The organism is Streptomyces sp. JLSY215, from assembly GCF_059682825.1.
In genome coordinates, this window is sequence record NZ_CM185022.1 from 2,190,881 (window position 1) to 2,210,353 (window position 19,473).

Annotated in this window: 18 protein-coding genes; 5 read left to right on the plus strand and 13 right to left on the minus strand. The window is 70.3% G+C overall.

Annotated elements, in window-relative coordinates; translation table 11 throughout:
- The first annotated feature begins 23 nt into the window (after positions 1 to 23).
- From tal to pgl, 4 genes are read left to right on the plus strand one after another with little or no spacing between them, the layout of a single operon-like run.
- Positions 24 to 1,142 carry a transaldolase gene (gene tal, locus AC5677_RS09875; protein WP_497194643.1) on the plus strand — a complete coding sequence of 373 codons (1,119 nt, stop codon included), beginning with the start codon at positions 24 to 26 and terminating at the stop codon, positions 1,140 to 1,142.
- Positions 1,143 to 1,148: 6 nt separating this feature from the next.
- On the plus strand, positions 1,149 to 2,681 hold the full coding sequence (gene zwf, locus AC5677_RS09880) for a glucose-6-phosphate dehydrogenase (protein WP_497194644.1): 1,533 nt from the start codon (positions 1,149 to 1,151) through the stop codon (positions 2,679 to 2,681).
- Entirely contained in the window at positions 2,678 to 3,712 is a 1,035-nt protein-coding gene (gene opcA / locus AC5677_RS09885) for a glucose-6-phosphate dehydrogenase assembly protein OpcA (RefSeq protein ID WP_497194645.1), read from the plus strand. Before zwf ends, opcA begins: the two co-directional genes overlap by 4 nt.
- Positions 3,709 to 4,491 (plus strand): 6-phosphogluconolactonase, encoded by a 783-nt coding sequence (pgl, locus tag AC5677_RS09890; protein ID WP_497194646.1) that lies wholly within the window; start codon positions 3,709 to 3,711, stop codon positions 4,489 to 4,491. The genes opcA and pgl overlap by 4 nt, the downstream gene beginning before the upstream one ends.
- 83 nt (positions 4,492 to 4,574) lie before the next feature.
- Here the strand turns inward: pgl and AC5677_RS09895 are convergent, their stop codons facing one another.
- From AC5677_RS09895 to AC5677_RS09955, 13 genes are all read right to left on the minus strand, one after another.
- Positions 4,575 to 5,327 (minus strand): hypothetical protein, encoded by a 753-nt coding sequence (locus AC5677_RS09895; protein WP_497194647.1) that lies wholly within the window; start codon positions 5,325 to 5,327, stop codon positions 4,575 to 4,577.
- A 71-nt stretch (positions 5,328 to 5,398) separates the two neighbouring features.
- Entirely contained in the window at positions 5,399 to 7,051 is a 1,653-nt protein-coding gene (pgi, locus tag AC5677_RS09900) for a glucose-6-phosphate isomerase (RefSeq protein WP_497194648.1), read from the minus strand.
- 232 nt (positions 7,052 to 7,283) lie between these two features.
- Positions 7,284 to 7,619 (minus strand): RNA polymerase-binding protein RbpA, encoded by a 336-nt coding sequence (locus AC5677_RS09905; protein WP_016578660.1) that lies wholly within the window; start codon positions 7,617 to 7,619, stop codon positions 7,284 to 7,286.
- Positions 7,620 to 7,776: 157 nt separating this feature from the next.
- Positions 7,777 to 8,013 (minus strand): preprotein translocase subunit SecG, encoded by a 237-nt coding sequence (gene secG, locus AC5677_RS09910; protein WP_497194649.1) that lies wholly within the window; start codon positions 8,011 to 8,013, stop codon positions 7,777 to 7,779.
- 111 nt (positions 8,014 to 8,124) lie between these two features.
- Complete coding sequence (gene tpiA / locus AC5677_RS09915; protein ID WP_497196564.1) at positions 8,125 to 8,880, minus strand: triose-phosphate isomerase; 756 nt, start codon at positions 8,878 to 8,880, stop codon at positions 8,125 to 8,127.
- A gap of 39 nt (positions 8,881 to 8,919) precedes the next feature.
- Entirely contained in the window at positions 8,920 to 10,131 is a 1,212-nt protein-coding gene (locus AC5677_RS09920) for a phosphoglycerate kinase (protein WP_497194650.1), read from the minus strand.
- Between the two features lie 110 nt (positions 10,132 to 10,241).
- Complete coding sequence (gene gap / locus AC5677_RS09925) at positions 10,242 to 11,246, minus strand: type I glyceraldehyde-3-phosphate dehydrogenase (protein ID WP_497194651.1); 1,005 nt, start codon at positions 11,244 to 11,246, stop codon at positions 10,242 to 10,244.
- Positions 11,247 to 11,479: 233 nt separating this feature from the next.
- Entirely contained in the window at positions 11,480 to 12,469 is a 990-nt protein-coding gene (gene whiA, locus AC5677_RS09930) for a DNA-binding protein WhiA (RefSeq protein WP_018091880.1), read from the minus strand.
- Positions 12,460 to 13,524 carry a gluconeogenesis factor YvcK family protein gene (locus AC5677_RS09935; RefSeq protein WP_497194652.1) on the minus strand — a complete coding sequence of 355 codons (1,065 nt, stop codon included), beginning with the start codon at positions 13,522 to 13,524 and terminating at the stop codon, positions 12,460 to 12,462. The genes whiA and AC5677_RS09935 overlap by 10 nt, the downstream gene beginning before the upstream one ends.
- Positions 13,521 to 14,447: an RNase adapter RapZ gene (gene rapZ, locus AC5677_RS09940; protein WP_497196565.1), complete on the minus strand. Its 927-nt coding sequence runs from the start codon at positions 14,445 to 14,447 to the stop codon at positions 13,521 to 13,523. The genes AC5677_RS09935 and rapZ overlap by 4 nt, the downstream gene beginning before the upstream one ends.
- A gap of 14 nt (positions 14,448 to 14,461) precedes the next feature.
- Complete coding sequence (uvrC, locus tag AC5677_RS09945) at positions 14,462 to 16,513, minus strand: excinuclease ABC subunit UvrC (RefSeq protein WP_497194653.1); 2,052 nt, start codon at positions 16,511 to 16,513, stop codon at positions 14,462 to 14,464.
- Positions 16,514 to 16,784: 271 nt separating this feature from the next.
- Positions 16,785 to 17,639 (minus strand): hypothetical protein, encoded by an 855-nt coding sequence (locus tag AC5677_RS09950; RefSeq protein ID WP_497194654.1) that lies wholly within the window; start codon positions 17,637 to 17,639, stop codon positions 16,785 to 16,787.
- Positions 17,640 to 17,643: 4 nt separating this feature from the next.
- Positions 17,644 to 18,276, minus strand: a complete 633-nt coding sequence (locus AC5677_RS09955) for a papain-like cysteine protease family protein (RefSeq protein ID WP_497194655.1) — start codon at positions 18,274 to 18,276, stop codon at positions 17,644 to 17,646.
- Between the two features lie 241 nt (positions 18,277 to 18,517).
- Between AC5677_RS09955 and AC5677_RS09960 the strand changes: the two genes are divergently transcribed.
- Positions 18,518 to 19,456, plus strand: a complete 939-nt coding sequence (locus tag AC5677_RS09960) for a hypothetical protein (RefSeq protein ID WP_497194656.1) — start codon at positions 18,518 to 18,520, stop codon at positions 19,454 to 19,456.
- Positions 19,457 to 19,473 lie beyond the last annotated feature (17 nt).

Genomic DNA, 19,473 nt, shown 5'->3' on the forward strand with positions numbered 1-19,473 from the left:
GACAAGTAGGAGATGCTAAACCCATGACAGACGCACTCAAGCGCCTCTCCGACGAAGGCGTAGCGATCTGGCTGGACGACCTGTCGCGCCAGCGCATCACGTCCGGCAATCTCGCCGAGCTGATCGACCAGCAGCACGTCGTCGGCGTCACGACCAACCCGTCGATCTTCCAGAAGGCGATCTCGGACGGCCACGGCTACGACCAGCAGGTCGCGGACCTGGCGGCCCGCAAGGTCACCGTCGAGGAAGCCATCCGCATGATCACGACGGCGGACGTCCGCGACGCCGCCGACATCCTGCGGCCGGTCTTCGACGCCACCGGCGGCCAGGACGGCCGGGTCTCCATCGAGGTCGACCCGCGCCTGGCCCACAACACCGCGGCGACCATCGCCGAGGCCAAGCAGCTGGCCTGGCTGGTGGACCGCCCCAACACCCTGATCAAGATCCCGGCCACCAAGGCGGGTCTGCCGGCCATCACCGAGGTGATCGGCCTGGGCATCAGCGTCAATGTCACGCTGATCTTCTCGCTGGAGCGCTACCGCGAGGTGATGGACGCCTACCTGGCGGGCCTGGAGAAGGCGAAGGCCGCGGGCCTGGACCTGTCCCTGATCCGTTCGGTCGCCTCGTTCTTCGTGTCCCGGGTGGACAGCGAGATCGACAAGCGCCTGGAGGTGCTCGGCACGGACGAGGCCAAGGCGCTCAAGGGCAAGGCCGCGCTGGCCAACGCCCGTCTGGCGTACCAGGCGTACGAGGAGGTCTTCGCCTCCGAGCGCTGGGCCGCCCTGGACAAGGCCGGCGCCAACAAGCAGCGTCCGCTGTGGGCCTCGACCGGCGTCAAGGACCCGGCATACAAGGACACCCTGTACGTCGACGAGCTGGTCGCCCCGGGCACGGTCAACACCATGCCGGAGGCCACCCTCGAGGCCACCGCGGCGCGCGGCGAGATCACCGGTGACACGGTGCGCGGCACGTACGAGGCGGCCCGTGCCGAGCTCGACGCGATCGCCGCACTCGGGATCTCGTACGACGAGGTCGTCCAGCTCCTGGAGGACGAGGGCGTCGACAAGTTCGAGACGGCCTGGAACGACCTCCTCAAGTCCACGGAGGCGGAGCTCAAGCGCCTCGCTCCCTCGGAGGGCTGATCTCCTTTGACTGCATCCCACGGAGCCAACCCGCTTCGTGACGCACTGGACCGACGGCTCCCGCGTATCGCGGGGCCGTCGGGCCTGGTCATTTTCGGCGTCACGGGCGATTTGTCCCGTAAAAAGCTGATGCCCGCCGTGTACGACCTGGCCAACCGCGGTCTGCTGCCGCCGGGCTTCTCCCTCATCGGGTTCGCCCGCCGCGAGTGGGAGAACGAGGACTTCGCGCAGGAGGTGTACGAGGCCGTCAAGCAGCACTCGCGGACGCCGTTCCGCGAGGAGGTCTGGCAGCAGCTGGTCCAGGGCTGCCGCTTCGTCCAGGGCAACTTCGACGACGACCAGGCCTTCGAGACGCTCAAGGCGACCATAGAGGAGCTGGACAAGGCCCAGGGGACCGGCGGCAACTTCGCCTTCTACCTCTCCGTACCGCCGAAGTTCTTCCCCAAGGTCGTCCAGCAGCTCAAGAAGCACGGCCTCGCCGACCAGAAGGCGGACTCCTGGCGCCGCGCGGTCATCGAGAAGCCCTTCGGGCACAACCTCGAGAGCGCGCAGGAGCTCAACCGCATCGTCCACGAGGTCTTCCCGCCCAACGAGGTCTTCCGGATCGACCACTACCTGGGCAAGGAGACGGTCCAGAACATCCTGGCGCTGCGCTTCGCCAACACGATGTTCGAGCCGCTGTGGAACCGCAGCTATGTGGACCACATCCAGATCACCATGGCCGAGGACATCGGCATCGGCGGCCGGGCCGGCTACTACGACGGCATCGGCGCGGCCCGTGACGTCATCCAGAACCACCTCCTCCAGCTGCTCGCGCTGACCGCCATGGAGGAGCCGGCCTCCTTCGACGCGGACGCGCTGGTCGCGGAGAAGACCAAGGTGCTCGGCGCCGTACGGCTGCCCAAGGACCTCGGCAAGGAGACCGTCCGCGCGCAGTACGCGGAGGGCTGGCAGGGCGGCGAGAAGGCCGTCGGCTATCTCCAGGAAGACGGCATCGACCCCAAGTCGAAGACCGACACCTACGCCGCGATCAAGCTGTCGATCGACAACCGCCGCTGGGCGGGCGTGCCGTTCTATCTGCGCACCGGCAAGCGGCTGGGCCGCCGGGTCACCGAGATCGCGGTGGTCTTCCAGCGCGCCCCGCACTCCCCCTTCGACCACACGGCGACGGAGGAGCTGGGCCAGAACGCCCTGGTCATCCGCGTCCAGCCGGACGAGGGCGTGACCGTGCGGTTCGGCTCCAAGGTGCCGGGCACCTCGATGGAGGTCCGGGACGTCTCGATGGACTTCGCGTACGGCGAGTCCTTCACGGAGTCCAGCCCGGAGGCGTACGAGCGGCTGATCCTCGACGTGCTGCTGGGCGACGCCAACCTCTTCCCGCGCCTGGAGGAGGTCGAGCAGTCCTGGCGGATTCTCGACCCGATCGAGGAGTACTGGGACAAGAACGGCAAGCCCGCGCAGTACCCGGCGGGCACCTGGGGCCCGGCCGAGGCGGACGAAATGCTCGCACGAGACGGACGGAGCTGGCGTCGGCCATGAAGATCGATCTGACGGAAACCACGGCCAGCAAGATCAACAAAGCGCTGGTGGAGGGCCGCCGCGCCGTCGGCACGCCCGCCATCGGCATGGTGCTCACCCTCGTCATCGTCACCGACGAGGAGAACGCCTACGACGCCCTGAAGGCGGCCAACGAGGCCTCCCGCGAGCACCCCTCGCGCACCCTGGTCGTCATCAAGCGGGTCAGCCGCTCGCCCCGCGACCGCGCCAAGGCCCGGCTGGACGCCGAGGTCCGGGTCGGCACGGACGCGGGCACCGGCGAGACGGTCATACTCCGGCTGTACGGCGAGGCCATCGACCACGCCCAGTCCGTGGTGCTGCCGCTGCTGCTGCCGGACGCCCCGGTGGTGGTCTGGTGGGCGGTCAACGCCCCGCTGGACCCGGCCAACGACCCGCTCGGCGCGCTGGCACAGCGCCGCGTCACCGACGCCTACGCCGCCGAGCGGCCCGTCGAGGAGCTGTCCGGCCGCGCCGACACCTACACCCCCGGCGACACCGACCTGTCCTGGACCCGGATCACCCCGTGGCGCTCGATGCTCGCGGCGGCGCTGGACCAGGCACCGTGCACGGTCACCTCCGCCGAGGTCGAGGGCGAGGAGTTCAACCCCAGCTGTGAGCTGCTCGCCATGTGGCTCGCCAGCCGGCTGAACGTCCCGGTCAGGCGCACGGTGTCGGCCGGCCCCGGTCTGACGGCCGTACGGATGGAGTCCAGCGGCGGCACGATCGTGCTGGACCGCCCGGACGGCTCGCTGGCCACGCTCTCCATGCACGGCCAGCCCGACCGTGCGGTGGCGCTCAAGCGGCGGGAGACCTCCGAGCTGCTCGCCGAGGAGCTGCGCCGGCTCGACCCGGACGACATCTACGCCGCCGCGCTCAAGTACGGCGTGGACCGGCTCGCGGACGCTCAGGCGGCGCCCGCGGAAGAGGCCCCGGCGGCCGGGGACGGCACACCGGACAAGGCCACGGCGAAGAAGGCGCCCGCCAAGCCCGCCAAGAAGGCGGCCGCCAAGTGAGCGCACCGCAGGTGGTCGTCCACCGCGACAAGGACCTGATGGCGAAGGCCGCGGCGGCCCGGCTGATCACGAAGATCGTGGACGCCCAGGCCGCCCGTGGCTTCGCCTCGGTGGTCCTGACCGGCGGCCGCAACGGCAACGGCCTGCTGGCCGCGCTCGCCGAGGCGCCCGCCCGGGACGCGGTGGACTGGCACCGGCTGGACCTGTGGTGGGGCGATGAGCGGTTCCTGCCCGAGGGGGACCCGGAGCGCAACTACACCCAGGCCCGCGCGGCGCTGCTGGACAGCGTCCCGCTGGACCCGGCACGAGTGCACCCGATGGAGCCGGCCGGCGGCCGCTTCGGCAACGACGCGGACGCCGCGGCCGAGGAATACGCCCTCGAACTCGCCGCCGCGGCCGGGCCCGAGGACCACGCCGCGGTGCCGTCCTTCGACGTCCTGCTCCTGGGCGTCGGCCCGGACACCCATGTCGCCTCGCTCTTCCCCGAGCTGCCGGGCGTCTACGAGCAGGAGCGGACGGTGATCGGGGTGCACGGCGCGCCGAAGCCGCCGTCCACCCGCGTCTCGCTCACCCTGCCCGCCATCCGCGCGGCGCGGGAGGTGTGGCTGCTGGCGGCCGGCGAGGACAAGGCCAATGCCGCGGCCATCGCCCTCTCCGGTGCCGGAGAGGTGCAGGCCCCGGCGGCGGGCGCCCGTGGCCGCAGCCGGACGCTGTGGCTGCTGGACGAGGCGGCGGCGTCCCAGCTGCCGCGCGACCTGTATCCCCCTGCCTCGGCCTGAGCCGGCCGTAGCGCGACGAAGGGCTCCCGCACCGTCATCCGGTGCGGGAGCCCTTCGGCTTTCCGGTGGATCGGGGCCGGGCCCTAGGAGCGGGGATCGCTGCCCCCGTACGGGCGTTGCGGCGCCCCCGGGTGGTCCAGCAGCCGGACGCCGTGGAAACGCCACAGCCGGTGCATCTCCAGTACGGCGATACAGGTGACCAGCACGGGCGCCCCGAGGATGAAGAGCACTCCCAGCGTCAGCCCGAGGCCGTGCAGATCACCGGTCACCAGATCCGGGACCGCCGTCAGCCAGGACGTGACGGACGCCAGGACCGGCGGCAGGGCACGGTGCACGGCCGCGGTACCGAAGAAGTTGCTGTTGACCCGGACCGCCGCGACGCACAGGAACCACAGCAGCCACGGGATCAGCGGGGCGAGGACCAGGAACTGCACCCCGGCCGGCAGGAGCAGCAGCGCCAGGGCCGCCGAGCCCACGAAGTACAGCAGCAGCTGCAACGAGCCGATCAGCGCGGGCACCAGCGGCCGCAGCGGTCCGCGGCGCCGCCAGACCATCAGCATCACCCCGACGGTCAGCGGGGCGATGACCAGCAGGACCAGACAGGCGACGAGCAGGTTCTCCAGCGCTTCCTTGCCGTCGAAGTCCCGTGCGACAAAGGTGTAGACACCGCTCGCCACGATCATCCCCGCGATGACCCGCACCCGTTTGAGCCGCTCCACCAGCGGGTCGTCCGCCGGCGGGATCCAGCCGGGCTGGAACACCGTCCAGGCCGCCTGCCGCGGCCACAGCAGGCCCGCCCTGGACCGTATGCCCCCGCCGCGCCGCACTCCCGTCATGGCCGTCTCCCCCGAACGCACCTGCATCGATGATCGTCCGGGGGATCCTAGTGCGACCCGCTACCAGGCGGTCAGCGCCCGCGCAGCGCCCGGTACTTGGCGACCAGACCGGCCGTCGAGGCGTCCAGCCCCGGCACGTCCGCGCCCTCCGTCAGCGCGGGCTCCACCCGCTTGGCGAGCACCTTGCCGAGCTCCACGCCCCACTGGTCGAAGGAGTCGATGTTCCAGACCGCGCCCTGGACGAACACCTTGTGCTCGTACAGCGCGATCAGCTGGCCCAGCACGGACGGGCTGAGCTCCTTGGCCAGGATCGTGGTGGTGGGGTGGTTGCCCTTGAAGGTCTTGTGCGGCACCAGCTCCTCGGCCACCCCCTCGGCGCGCACCTCCTCGGGCGTCTTGCCGAACGCGAGGGCCTGGCCCTGCGCAAAGAGATTGGCCATCAGCAGATCGTGCTGCGCCACCAGGCCCGGCTGCAGATCGGCGACCGGCTCCGCGAAGCCGATGAAGTCGGCCGGGATCATCTTCGTACCCTGGTGGAGCAGTTGGTAGTAGGCGTGCTGGCCGTTCGTACCGGGCGTGCCCCAGACGACCGGGCCGGTCTGCCAGCCCACCGGATTGCCGTCGCGGTCCACGGACTTGCCGTTGGACTCCATGTCCAGCTGCTGGAGGTAGGCGGTGAACCGGGAGAGATAGTGGCTGTAGGGCAGCACGGCATGCGACTGGGCGCCGAAGAAGTTGCCGTACCAGATGCCCAGCAGGCCCATCAGCAGCGGGGCGTTCTCCTGCGGCGGGGCCGTGCGGAAGTGCTCGTCGACGAGATGGAAACCGGCCAGCATCTCGCGGAAGTGCTCCGGGCCGATCGCGATCATCAGCGAGAGGCCGATCGCCGAGTCGAACGAGTAGCGGCCGCCGACCCAGTCCCAGAACTCGAACATGTTGTCCGTGTTGATGCCGAACTCCGCCACCTTCTCGGCGTTGGTCGACAGCGCCACGAAGTGCTTGGCGACCGCGTCCTGATCCGCGCGCAGCCCGGTCAGCAGCCAATTGCGGGCCGACGTGGCGTTGGTGATGGTCTCGATGGTGGTGAAGGTCTTCGACGCGATGACGAACAGCGTCTCGGCCGGGTCCAGGTCCCGTACCGCCTCGTGCAGATCGGCTCCGTCCACATTGGACACGAAGCGGAACTGCATGTCCCGGTGGGTGTAGGCGCGCAGCGCCTCGTACGCCATCGCCGGGCCCAGGTCCGAGCCGCCGATACCGATGTTGACGACCGTCTTGATACGGCGTCCGGTGTGGCCCTTCCAGTCGCCCGAGCGCACCCGGTCGGCGAAGACCTGCATCTTGAGCAGCACAGCATGCACCGCGGGGACGACGTTGTGGCCGTCGGACGCGATGACCGCCGACTCCGGCGCGCGCAGCGCGGTGTGCAGCACCGACCGCCGCTCGGTGATGTTGATCTTCTCGCCGCGGAACATGGCGTCCCGCAGGGCGGCGACACCGGTCGCCGCCGCCAGGTCGCCCAGCAACCGCAGCGTCTCGTCGGTGACCAGGTGCTTGGAGTAGTCCAGGTGCAGATCGCCGACCTGGAGGGTGTACCGCTCGGCACGGGCCGGGTCGCGGTCGAACAGCTCGCGCAGATGCACCTCCCCCAACTGCTCGCGGTGCTTGCTCAACGCGGTCCACTCAGGCATCTGGTCGAGCCTGTTGCGGCTTTCTGCGTTCATCTCGGACATCAGCCTTCTTCGTCTCGTACCGGCACCCCGCCGGCTCCCAACCTAATTGATCAGGGCGCGGTATGAGGTATCTGTCCCCTGGTGAACGGCGGACCGTCGGGCGTCTTGCGTACGGGTTGCCGACGCGACGGCACCGGGGCCGGCACGGCCCCCGGGCCACGCAAACGGCCCGGCCGGAGGGGTCTTCCCTCCGGCCGGGCCGGACATCGCGGGTGCGGGCGCGTCAGATCTCGCCGCGGAGCTTCGCCAGCGCCTCCGCGAGGATCGCCTCACCGTCGGCGTCGCTGCGGCGCTCCCGGACATAGGCGAGGTGGGTCTTGTACGGCTCGGTGCGCGGCGGGTCCGGCGGGCTGTCCCGGTCCTTGCCGGCCGGGAATCCACAGCGCGGGCAGTCCCAGGTGTCCGGCACCTGTGCGTCACCGGCGAAGCTGGGCTGCGTCTCGTGCCCGTTGGAGCACCAGAAGGAGATGCGGATGCGCGGCGCGGACTCGCCGCGCTCGGCCTCCCCCATCGGCCCCGCTCCGACCCGACTTCCTCGGATCGCGTTGCCACTTGCCACGGTCGTAACTCCCTGCGTAATGGTGCTGCAAGCATCTAACAGCAGCTGCGCTGCGGGCGCTCCAGTCTATGTAAGGCCCAACGCGCGTCCAGTGACAGGAGTTACCACCCCGTCCAAGGACGCCGCCCTCATGATAGGCCGCGCCTTCGACGGTATGTCAGTTGCCGAGCTTCATCAGAATGCCGAGGACCACAATGCAGGCGAACCACAGCAGACCGATCACGATGGTGATGCGGTCGAGGTTCCGCTCGGCGACCGAGGAGCCGCCGACCGAGGACTGCATACCGCCACCGAACATGTCGGACAGACCGCCACCCTTTCCCTTGTGCATGAGCACCAGCATCATCAGCAGCACGCTGAAGACGATGAGGGCGATCGAGAACCCGATGACCACGGCTGGACCAACTCTCTGGGACTGGTTGAAATGGTGCGGGGCCGGACGGCGCACTGAACGCCGGACCCGGCCCCGACAGGGTACGACGGGCCGGGCCCGTCGTCATAGCTGCTACTGGTCGCGGAAGCGGACGATCTTCACGAATTCGTCCGCGTCCAGCGCCGCGCCGCCGATCAGCGCACCGTCGACATCGGGCTGCGCCATGATCGCCGCGACATTGCCGGACTTGACCGAGCCGCCGTACTGGATGCGGACCTTGTCGGCCAGCTCCTGGCTGTAGAGCTCGGCGAGGCGGCCGCGGATCGCACCGCAGACCTCCTGTGCGTCCTCGGGGGTGGCGACCTCGCCGGTGCCGATGGCCCACACCGGCTCGTAGGCGATCACGATCGTCTCGGCCTGCTCGGCCGGGACGTCCTTCAGGCCGCCGTCGACCTGGGCGAGGGTGTGCGCGACCTGGTTGCCCGCCTTGCGGACGTCCAGGCCCTCACCGACGCACAGGATCGGGGTGAGGCCGTTGCGGAAAGCGGCCTTGACCTTGGCGTTGCAGATCTCTTCGTCCTCGCCGTGGTACTGGCGGCGCTCGCTGTGCCCGACGGCCACGTAGGTGCACTTGAGCTTGGCCAGCATCGGGCCGGAGATCTCACCGGTGTAGGCACCGGAGTCGTGCGCCGAGACGTCCTGGGCGCCGTACTTGATCTTGAGCTTGTCGCCGTCGACCAGCGTCTGCACCGAGCGCAGGTCGGTGAAGGGCGGCAGGACGGCGACCTCTACGGCGTCGAAGTCCTTGTCGTTGAGCGCGAAGGCGAGCTTCTGGACGTGGGCGATGGCCTCGAGGTGGTTGAGGTTCATCTTCCAGTTGCCCGCCATCAGCGGAGTACGGCCGTTGGTGAGAGCAGTCACGTTTGTTCAGTCCTCCAGTGCGGCGAGGCCGGGCAGCGTCTTGCCTTCGAGGTATTCGAGGCTGGCGCCGCCACCGGTCGAGATGTGGCCGAAAGCATTCTCGTCGAAGCCCAGCAGCCGGACCGCGGCGGCGCTGTCACCGCCGCCGACGACGGTGAAGGCGTCCGAGTCCAGCAGCCCCTGCGCGACGGCCTTGGTGCCGTTCGCGTAGTCGGGGTGCTCGAAGACGCCCATCGGGCCGTTCCAGAAGACCGTGCCCGCGTCGGCGAGCTTCGCGGCGTAGAGCTCGCGGGTCTTCGGGCCGATGTCCAGGCCCTCCTGGTCGGACGGAATGGCGTCCGAGGCGACGACCTCGGGGTTGGCCGGGGCCTTGGTCTTCAGGTCCGGGAATTCGGCCGAAACCAGCACGTCGACGGGGAGGACGAACTCCACACCGCGCTTCTCGGCCCGCGCCAGGTACTCCAGGCACGCCGGGACCTGGTCCTCCTGCAGCAGCGAGATGCCCACCTCGTGGCCCTTGGCCTTGAGGAAGGTGTACGCCATACCGCCGCCGACCAGGATGCGGTCGGCCTTCTCCAGCAGCTGGTCGATGACCGCGAGCTTGTCGGAGACCTTGGCGCCGCCGAGCACGACGACGTAGGGGCGCTGGACGTCCTCGGTGAGCTTCTTCAGGACGCCGACCTCGGTGGCGATCAGGTCGCCGGCGGCGTGCGGAAGGCGCTGGGGCAGGTCGAAGACGGAGGCGTGCTTGCGGTGCACGGCACCGAAGCCGTCGCCCACGTACAGGTCCGCCAGGGCGGCGAGCCGGTCGGCGAAGGCGCCGCGCTCGGCGTCGTCCTTGCTGGTCTCGCCCGCGTTGAAGCGGAGGTTCTCCAGCACGGCCACCTGGCCGTCGGCCAGGCCCGCGACCACGGACCCGGCGGAATCGCCGACCGTGTCGGTGGCGAACGCCACATCCTGACCGAGGATTTCACCCAGCCGCTTCGCCGCGGGGGCCAGCGAGAACGCCGGGTCCGGGGCGCCCTTGGGACGGCCCAGGTGGGAGGCGACGATCACCTTGGCGCCGAGCCGGGCCAGCTTGGCGATCGTCGGGGCGACGGCGCGGATCCGGCCGTCGTCGGTGATGGTGGTGCCGTCGAGCGGCACGTTCAGGTCGGCGCGGACAAAGATCCGCTTGCCCGCCACGCCCTCGGAGGCGAGGTCGTCGATCGTCTTCATGCGGAGTGACTCCGTTGGTAGGTCGGTCACGGGACAGGGCCCGTACGACGCATCATCGCGCCCTACGAGCCCCGTCCTCACATCTGGGTGCCTCGGCTGTCCGCCAGAGATCAGAGCTGGCCGCCGACGAAGGTGGTCAGGTCGACCAGGCGGTTGGAGTAGCCCCACTCGTTGTCGTACCAGCCGACGACCTTGACCTGCTTGCCCTGAGCCATCGTCAGCTTCGAGTCGAAGGTGCAGGAGGCCGGGAAGTTCACGATGTCCGAGGAGACGATCGGGTCCTCGGTGTACTCGAGAATGCCCTGGAGCTGGCCCTCGGCGGCCTTCTGGAAGGCGGTGTTGATCTCGTCCTTGGTGACCTCGCGGTCCAGCTCCAGGACCAGGTCGGTGACCGAGCCGGTGGGGACGGGCACGCGCATGGCGATACCGTCCAGCTTGCCCTTGAGCTGCGGGAGGACCAGGGCGGTGGCCTTCGCGGCACCCGTCGAGGTCGGGATGATGTTCTCCGCGGCGGCGCGGGCGCGGCGCAGGTCGCTGTGCGGGAAGTCCAGGATGCGCTGGTCGTTGGTGTACGCGTGGACCGTGGTCATCAGGCCCTTGACGATGCCGAAGTTCTCGTCGAGAACCTTCGCCATCGGCGCCACACAGTTGGTGGTGCAGGAGGCGTTGGAGATGACGTGGTGCTTCGCCGCGTCGTACTTGTCCTGGTTGACGCCCATCACGATCGTGATGTCCTCGTCCTTGGCGGGCGCGGAGATCAGGACCTTCTTGGCGCCGGCCGCGATGTGCTTCTCGGCGTCGGCCTTCTTGGTGAAGATGCCGGTCGACTCGATGACGATGTCGGCGCCGAGCTCGGCCCAGGGGAGGTTGGCCGGGTCGCGCTCGGCCATCGTCTTGAAGGTCTGGTTGCCGACCGTGATGCTGTCGTCGGTGTGGCTGACGTCCTGCTTGAGACGGCCCAGGATGGTGTCGTACTTGAGCAGGTGGACCAGGGTGGCGTTGTCGGTCAGGTCGTTGACACCGACGATCTCGATGTCCGCACCCTGCTCCAGGAGCGCGCGGAAGTAGTTACGACCAATGCGGCCGAATCCGTTGATGCCTACGCGGATCGTCACGAACCGATCTCCTCGTTGGTACGCCGGCGCAGATACCGGCGAGCTGTATGGGATGTCCCCGACCGCCTCCGACCCTACCCCCAAAGAGAGACGTACGTGACATTGACAAAAGCGCTTCCATGGTCTCAAACGAGCGCCCCCGGCAACCCCGTTCCGCACTTCCGCCGACGACACCGATTCGGTGGTGACGTGAGAGTGCGAGGGGACGCCAGGGGCGCTTGAGGCACGGAAAGTCAGCCGACCATGCCCTCGGCCAGCTCCTCGGTGAGGTTGGACTCGGTGCCCGGGATGCCGAGATCCTGCGCGCGCTTATCGGCCATCGCCAGGAGGCGGCGGATCCGGCCGGCGACGGCGTCCTTGGTCAACGGCGGATCGGCGAGGGCACCCAGCTCCTCCAGGGAGGCCTGCTTGTGCTCCATGCGCAGTCGGCCGGCCGCCGCGAGATGCTCGGGAACCTCCTCGCCGAGGATCTCCAGCGCCCGCTGGACCCGGGCACCGGCCGCGACCGCGGCGCGCGCCGAACGACGGAGGTTGGCGTCGTCGAAGTTGGCGAGACGGTTGGCGGTGGCCCGCACCTCGCGGCGCATCCGCCGCTCCTCCCACGCCAGCACCGACTCATGGGCACCCAGCCGCGTCAGCAGCGCGCCGATCGCATCACCGTCACGGACGACAACGCGGTCCACCCCACGCACCTCGCGGGCCTTGGCGCCGATGCCCAGCCGGCGGGCCGCGCCGACCAGCGCCAGCGCCGCCTCGGGCCCGGGGCAGGTGACCTCCAGGGACGAGGAGCGGCCGGGCTCGGTGAGCGAACCATGGGCCAGGAAGGCGCCGCGCCAGGCCGCCTCCGCATCGCAGGTCGCGCCGGAGACCACCTGCGGTGGCAGCCCGCGGATGGGCCGGCCGCGGCCGTCCACCAGACCGGTCTGCCGGGCCAGCTGATCGCCGCCGGCCACGACCCGTACGACATAGCGGCTGCCGCGCCGCAGACCGCCGGGGGCCATCACCACCAGGTCGGAGGAGTGTCCGAAGATCTCCAGGATGTCCTTGCGCAGCCGCCGGGCGGCGATGCCCGTGTCCAGCTCCGCCTCGATCACAATGCGGCCGCTGACCAGGTGCAGACCACCCGCGAACCGCAGGATCGACGAGACCTCCGACTTCCGGCAGCAGGTCCGGGTGACGGGGAGCCGGGAGATTTCATCCTTCACCGCAGCCGTCATCGCCATGGGCCGATCCTTCCATGCATCCGAAAAATACGGTCGTACGCGGCTGCCAGCAGCTCCGGGTCGTGCCGGTCGGGCGGCGGCCCGGCACTCGGCCGGGCGTCGTCTCCTTGTGCGGCGACCGCAGCCAGCTCGACCTCGCTGCCCACCAGCTGCTTGGCGGCAACCGTCAGACCATCGATGTCGGGCACGGCGGCCTTGTCGGCCAGCACCACGTCGAAGGCGAGTTTAGGGGCGTGTCGGGCCAAAACCTCCAAATGACGCTGCGGTGAGAAGCCATCGGTTTCGCCCGGCTGCGGAGCAAGGTTGAGCGAAAGGACCTTTCGGGCCTTGGTCTCCTCCAGGGCCTCGCGCAGCTCCGGCACCAGCAGATGCGGGATGACGGACGAGAACCAGGAGCCGGGGCCCAGCACCACCCAGTCCGCATCGCGCACCGCGGCGACCGCCTCGGGAACGGCCGGCGGGTCCTCGGGCACCACATGCACCGAGAGCACCTCGCCGCGGGTGAGCGCGACGGTGGCCTGACCACGGACCGTGCCGACCTCGCTCGGACGGGCCACGTCATGGCCCCTCACCTGCGCCTGGAGCTCCAGGGGCACCGCCGACATGGGCAGCACCCGGCCCTGCGCGCCGAGCAGCTTGCCGACCAGGTCGAGCGCCTGGACATGATCGCCGAGCTGCTCCCACAGCGCGACGATCAGCAGATTGCCGACCGCGTGGTCGTGCAGCTCGCCCTCGGACTGGAAACGGTGCTGGATCACCCGGGCCCAGGTCTGGCCCCACTCGTCGTCGCCGCACAGCGCCGCCAGCGCCTTGCGCAGATCACCCGGCGGCAGCACCCCCAGCTCATCGCGGAGCCGGCCACTGGAGCCGCCGTCGTCGGCGACCGTGACGACCGCCGTCAGATCGCCGGTGATCCGGCGCAGCGCGGCGAGCGACGCGGACAGCCCCATGCCGCCCCCGAGCGCCACCACCTTCGGGGTGGCGCCCTTCTTCGCCGTACGGCCGCCGGGGACGAATCTGCGGACGCGGCGCAGCCGCGGTGTACGGCCGGTCATTCGCGCCCCATGTCCCGGTGAACGACGACCGTTTCGACGCCTTCGGTCACCAGGCGGCGGGCCAGCTTCTCGGACATGGCGACGCTGCGGTGCTTACCGCCCGTACAGCCGACCGCGATGGTCACATAGCGCTTGCCCTCACGGCGGTAGCCCTCGGCGACGATGCGCAGCAGCTCCGCGTAGCCGTCCAGGAACTCCTTGGAGCCGGGCTGGTTGAAGACGTAGTCGGAGACCTCGTCGTTCAGGCCCGTGAAGGGGCGCAGCTCCGGGACCCAGTGCGGGTTGGGGATGAAACGGCAGTCGATGACCATGTCGGCGTCGACCGGAAGGCCGTACTTGAAGCCGAAGGACATGACCGTGGCCCGCAGCTCGGGGACCTCCTCGCCGGCGAACTGGGCGTCCAGCTTGGCGCGCAGCTCATGGACGTTGAGGCTGGAGGTGTCGATGACCAGGTCGGCGTCGCCGCGCAGCTCACGCAGCAGATCGCGCTCGGCGGCGATGCCGTCGACGATCCGGCCGTCGCCCTGGAGGGGATGCGGGCGGCGCACCGACTCGAAGCGGCGCACCAGGGCCTCGTCGGAGGACTCCAGGAAGACGATGCGGCGCTTGACGTTCTGCGCGTCGAGGGTCGCCAGGGACTCCTTGAGATTGGCGAAGAAACGACGGCCGCGGACATCCACCACGACGGCGATCTTGGCGACATTGCCCTGGGAACGGGCGCCCAGCTCGACCATCGGCGGAATCAGCTCGGGCGGGATGTTGTCGACGACGAACCAGCCGAGGTCCTCCAGGCACTTGGCGGCCGTACTCCGGCCCGCCCCCGACATGCCGGAGATGATCACCAGCTCGGGGATCGCGGCGCTCTCGCCCTGGTCGGTCGTGCCCGTACTCACCTGTGCACCGTCTTTCTCGGTTTCCTGCATGTCGTGCTCTGCGCTCATCGGTCCTGCCCCCGTTCTGCTGACAACGCGGCCGAGGGGACCCCGTCATCCTCAATGATCTCTCCTGTGGCGGTGTTCACCGCCGGAGCGGACGGCGCCGCCCCGGCCAGCGCCGCCGCAACCGTCTCCGCGGTCTTGCGGCCGACGCCCGGAACCTCGCAGATCTCGTCGATGGTGGCGGCCCGCAGCCTCTTGAGCGAACCGAAGTGCTTGAGCAGCGCCTGCCGGCGGGTCTCCCCCAGGCCCGCGACGGCATCCAGCGGCGAGGACTTCAGCCGCTTGGTGCGCTTGCTGCGCTGATACGTAATGGCGAAGCGGTGCGCTTCGTCACGCACCCGCTGGAGGAGGTAGAGCCCCTCGCTGCTGCGCGGCAGCACCACCGGATCGTCGTCATCGGGCAGCCAGACCTCCTCCAGACGCTTGGCCAGGCCGCAGACCGCGACGTCATCGATACCCAGCTCGTCCAGGGCACGGCGGGCGGCCGCCACCTGCGGGGCACCGCCGTCGACGACCACCAGCTGCGGCGGATAGGCGAACCGCTTGGGACGGCCGTCCTCGTCGGTGGGGCGGCCGGCCATCGCCTCGGGCGCGCCGTCGTCCTCCAGGGGAGCCCCGGCGGACGCCTCCTCCGTCCACTCCCCCGACTTCTGCTTCTCCTGGAGATAGCGCTTGAAGCGGCGGCCGATGACCTCATGCATGGAGCGGACATCGTCCTGCCCCTCGAAGGTCTTGATCTGGAAACGGCGGTATTCGCTCTTCCGGGCGAGACCGTCCTCGAAGACCACCATCGACGCGACGACATCCTCACCCTGCAGATGGGAGATGTCGAAACACTCGATGCGCAGCGGCACCGTATCGAGCCCCAGCGACCGGGCGATCTCCTCCAGAGCCCGCGAGCGGGTCGTCAGGTCCGACGCGCGTTTGGTCTTGTGCAGGGCCAGGGCCTGCTGGGCATTGCGCTGGACCGTGGCCATCAGGTCCTTCTTGTCGCCGCGCTGCGGGATGCGCAGCGAGACCTGGGAGCCCCGGCGGCCGGCCAGCCACTCCTGGACCGGCTCGACGGGCTCGGGCAGCGCCGGGACCAGGACCTCCTTGGGCACGGCATCGCCCCGCTCCTCGCCGTAGAGCTGCTGGAGGGCATGCTCGACAAGACCCGCGGTCGTGACGGCCTCCACCTTGTCGGTGACCCAGCCGCGCTGGCCGCGCACCCGCCCGCCACGGACATGGAAGATCTGGACGGCCGCCTCGAGTTCGTCCTCGGCGACGGCGATCAGATCGGCGTCGGTGGCGTCCGCGAGCACCACGGCGCTCTTCTCCATGGCCCGCTTCAGCGCACCTATGTCGTCACGCAGCCGGGCGGCGCGCTCGTACTCCATCTCCTCCGCCGCGTCCTGCATCCGCCGCTCCAGACGGCGGATGTAGGCGCCCGTACGGCCGGCCATGAAGTCGCAGAACTCCTCGGCGAGTTCGCGGTGCTCCGCCGCGGAGACCCGGCCGACGCACGGCGCCGAGCACTTGCCGATATAGCCCAGCAGACAAGGCCGGCCGATCTGGGCGGAGCGCTTGAAGACACCGGCGGAGCACGTGCGTACCGGAAAGACCCGCAGCATCAGATCGACGGTCTCACGGATCGCCCAGGCATGGCCGTAGGGACCGAAATAGCGCACGCCCTTCTTCTTGGCGCCGCGCATCACCTGCACCCGCGGGAACTCCTCGTTGAGGGTCACCGCGAGATACGGATAACTCTTGTCGTCGCGGTACTTGACGTTGAAACGGGGATCGAACTCCTTGATCCAGCTGTACTCCAGCTGGAGCGCCTCCACCTCCGTGGAGACCACGGTCCACTCCACCGAAGCCGCGGTGGTGACCATCGTGCGCGTACGCGGATGGAGGCCGGCCAAATCCTGGAAGTAGCTGGCCAGGCGCTGGCGCAGGCTCTTCGCCTTGCCCACGTAGATGACCCGGCCGTGGTCGTCGCGGAACTTATAGACCCCCGGCGAGTCGGGGATCTGTCCCGGCTTGGGTCGATAGCTGCTGGGGTCTGCCATGACCACCACCCTACTGACCGCCACTGACATTCACGGTCGGCGGAGCGATCCGGGCGGGGGGGTGGGGCAGGGCGGGTACGGGGACGGGGCAAGGCGGGGCTGGACGGGGCCCGGCGGGTGCGGGGCGGGCACCGGGCGGGGCGGTCCGCGGGCACAGGGCGCGCCCCCGCCCCCACCCCCCGTCACCCTGCCCTCCCCCCTTCGGGGGGAGGGCAGGGTGGGGGCGGGGGAGGGTGTGTGGGTGGGGTGGGGGGCGGAAGCCGCGCTTCCGTCAGCCGCTGCGCCGCCTCCTCAGCGCCGCGGCGCCGCAGAGGCCGAGCGCCGGCAGGGCGACGGCCGCGGCCGTCCAGGCGGCGGCCGGGATGCCGCCGTCCGCCGGCGCCTCGGCCCCGGCGAGCTCCCCGCCGGAGCCCGCCATGGCGGGCGCGTCCTTCCGGGCGGTGGCCGCCGGCCCGTACCCCCCGGCCGCGCCGCGCTTGTCGTACGCGGAGCCGGGGAGCTTGTCGCCGTACGCCTTCGCCACCCGCTCCTGATAGGCGGCGACGGTGCTGCCGTGCGCCCCGACGGCCTTCCTGGCGTCCGGGTCCAGCGGCTCGATGCGGTCGCCGCGCTGTACGTACCAGGCGTCGATCTGCGGCTCCTGGAAAACCGTCCCGGCCCGGCCGGCGGCGGCCGCGTAACGGGTCTCGTCGTCCCCGTCGGCGATGTTGACGACCTTCCAGACGGCGCCGCGCCGCACCGTCCACACCGAGGCCGTCCGCCCGTCGGCGGCGACCGCCTTGCTGGCGAGGAACTCCAGGCGGGCCACGGGGGCGTGGGCCTTGCCGCGGACGAAGTCCGGGGACAGGACGTACACGGGGACGGTGTCACCCTCGATGTGCGCCCGGCCCGGGGCGGCGGCGCGGGCGGCACCGGGCGCGTGGGCGAAGAACCGGGTGAGGGTGTCCAGCGTCGCGGGCGCGCTGGCCGCCTCGTGGGCGGCGGCGACGGCCGCGCGGGGCGGTGCCTCGGGGGCCGCGGGAGCCTCGGCGGCCCGCGCGGTGTACGGGGCGGAGCCGAGGAGCGCGGCGGCGAACGTTCCCGTGGCGGCGGCGCGCAAGGCGGCGCGAGCGGTGTGCTTCGGCATGGCCTCAGGCTCCTATCCGGTAGAGGGAGTGCGTCCAGGAGAAGGAGTTGCCGTTGACGTAGTAGTCGTAGTCGCCCCAGTTGTAGCGGCTGTTGTCGGCCCAGGGGTCGCCCCAGTAGACCCAGTTGTCGGCGGTGTCGAAGCCGTAGATGACGTGCATATGGCCGCCGCCGGAGGCCCACTCGATGCGGGTCTCGACGGGCCGGTTGGCGTTGATCTCGCTCTGCACGGTGCCGTAGCGCAGATAGCCGGTCACATACGAGCCGGAGTTGATGCCCATCCAGTCGAATGCGTTCTGCACATTGCCGAGCGTGGCCTGATTGTTGGGGCAGGCCGTGTTCTGCTGGCGGCCGAAGGCGGCGTTGCAGAACTGGTTCTGGCTGTAATTCCGGCCGTACCAGGCCGCGATGGTGTTGCCGGAGCCGGCCCAGCACCAGTTGGTCCTCTCCTGGGCCTGCATCGCGATGTCGAGACGGTTGGCGGCGGCCGCTTTCCTGGTGGCGGCGTGCGCCGGGGGCGTGGCCGCCGAGACGGCCGCTGCGGGAAGCGTGGTGAGCGCCGTGAAAGCGGCGGCGGTGAGCGCCGCTGCCGACAACCATCTGCGGCGCGCGTGACGTGCGTGGGGAGCACGGGTCATGGCGTTCCTCCCGAGACGGGGGGTGAGGGGGTGAGAGGAGCGCATCCGGATGCTGTTGAGGAGCATCGGGTGTTGTCGCACGCGGGTCAACACGCTTCAATGCGGGGTGACATGGGGGTGTGGACGTGCGGGCCCGGATGTGAACGTCCGGTGCCCGGCGTACTGCAGTGAACAGGCGGTCAGAGCGCGCGGCGTGCGAGCCGGTTGTGAACATTCACCTGCACGCTGAGGAATTGAGGCAATGTCACAGAACACCCCCGAGTCGGCCGAGCTGGCGCAGCTGCTGCGGACCGGCCCGTTCCATCTGGCGCTGCGCAGTGCGCTGACCGCCCGCGGCCTCGCCCTGACCCGCGTCCAGCACAAGCTCGCCCAGCGCGGCATCAAGGTCGGGGTGACGAGCCTGAGCTACTGGCAGCAGGGCGCCCGGCGGCCGCAGCGCCCCGAGTCGCTGCGGGCGGTACGCGCCCTGGAGGAGGTTCTGGAGCTGCCCGCGCGGTCGCTGCACCGCCTCCTGGTGCCCGAGGACGGCGCCCGCCCCGAGGCCGAACGCCCCGTCGCGCGCTCGTACCGCTCCCTGGTGGCGCCCGCCGGCGCGCTGCAGCAGCTGTTCGCCGAGCTGGAGACCCCCGCGGACGGCGGGCTGCACACCGTCGGCCATCACGAACGGGTCCTGATCGGGCCGCGCCGCGAGCTGAGCGCCCGGGAATCGCTGCAGGTCGTGCGCGCCCACCGGGACGGCGTCGACCGCTATGTCGCCATTCACCGCGGCGAAACGGGCTGCGATCCGTCCCGGGTACGCGTGCGAGCGGCGGAGAACTGCCGGCTGGGCCGGGTGCGCGGCGACGCGGGCTCCGGGGTGGTGGTCGCCGAGCTGCTCTTCGACGCCCGGCTGCGGGCCGGCGACACCCATGTCTTCGGGTATCTCTTCGAGGACGGCAGCGGCGGCCCCAGCACCGAGTACGTACGCGGCTTCAGCTTCGCGGGCGGCCAGTACGTCCTGCAGGTGCGCTTCGACGAGGCGGCCCTGCCGGTGCGCTGCCGCCGCTTCGCCCAGGTCTCGGCCGGCGCGCCGCGCAGCGCCCAGCAGGAGCTGACGCTCGGCGGCACCCATCGGGCCGTCCATCTGGTGGAGCAGGGCGTACGGCCCGGGATACTGGGCATCGGCTGGGACTGGGGGTGAGCCCCCCGGGGGACGGC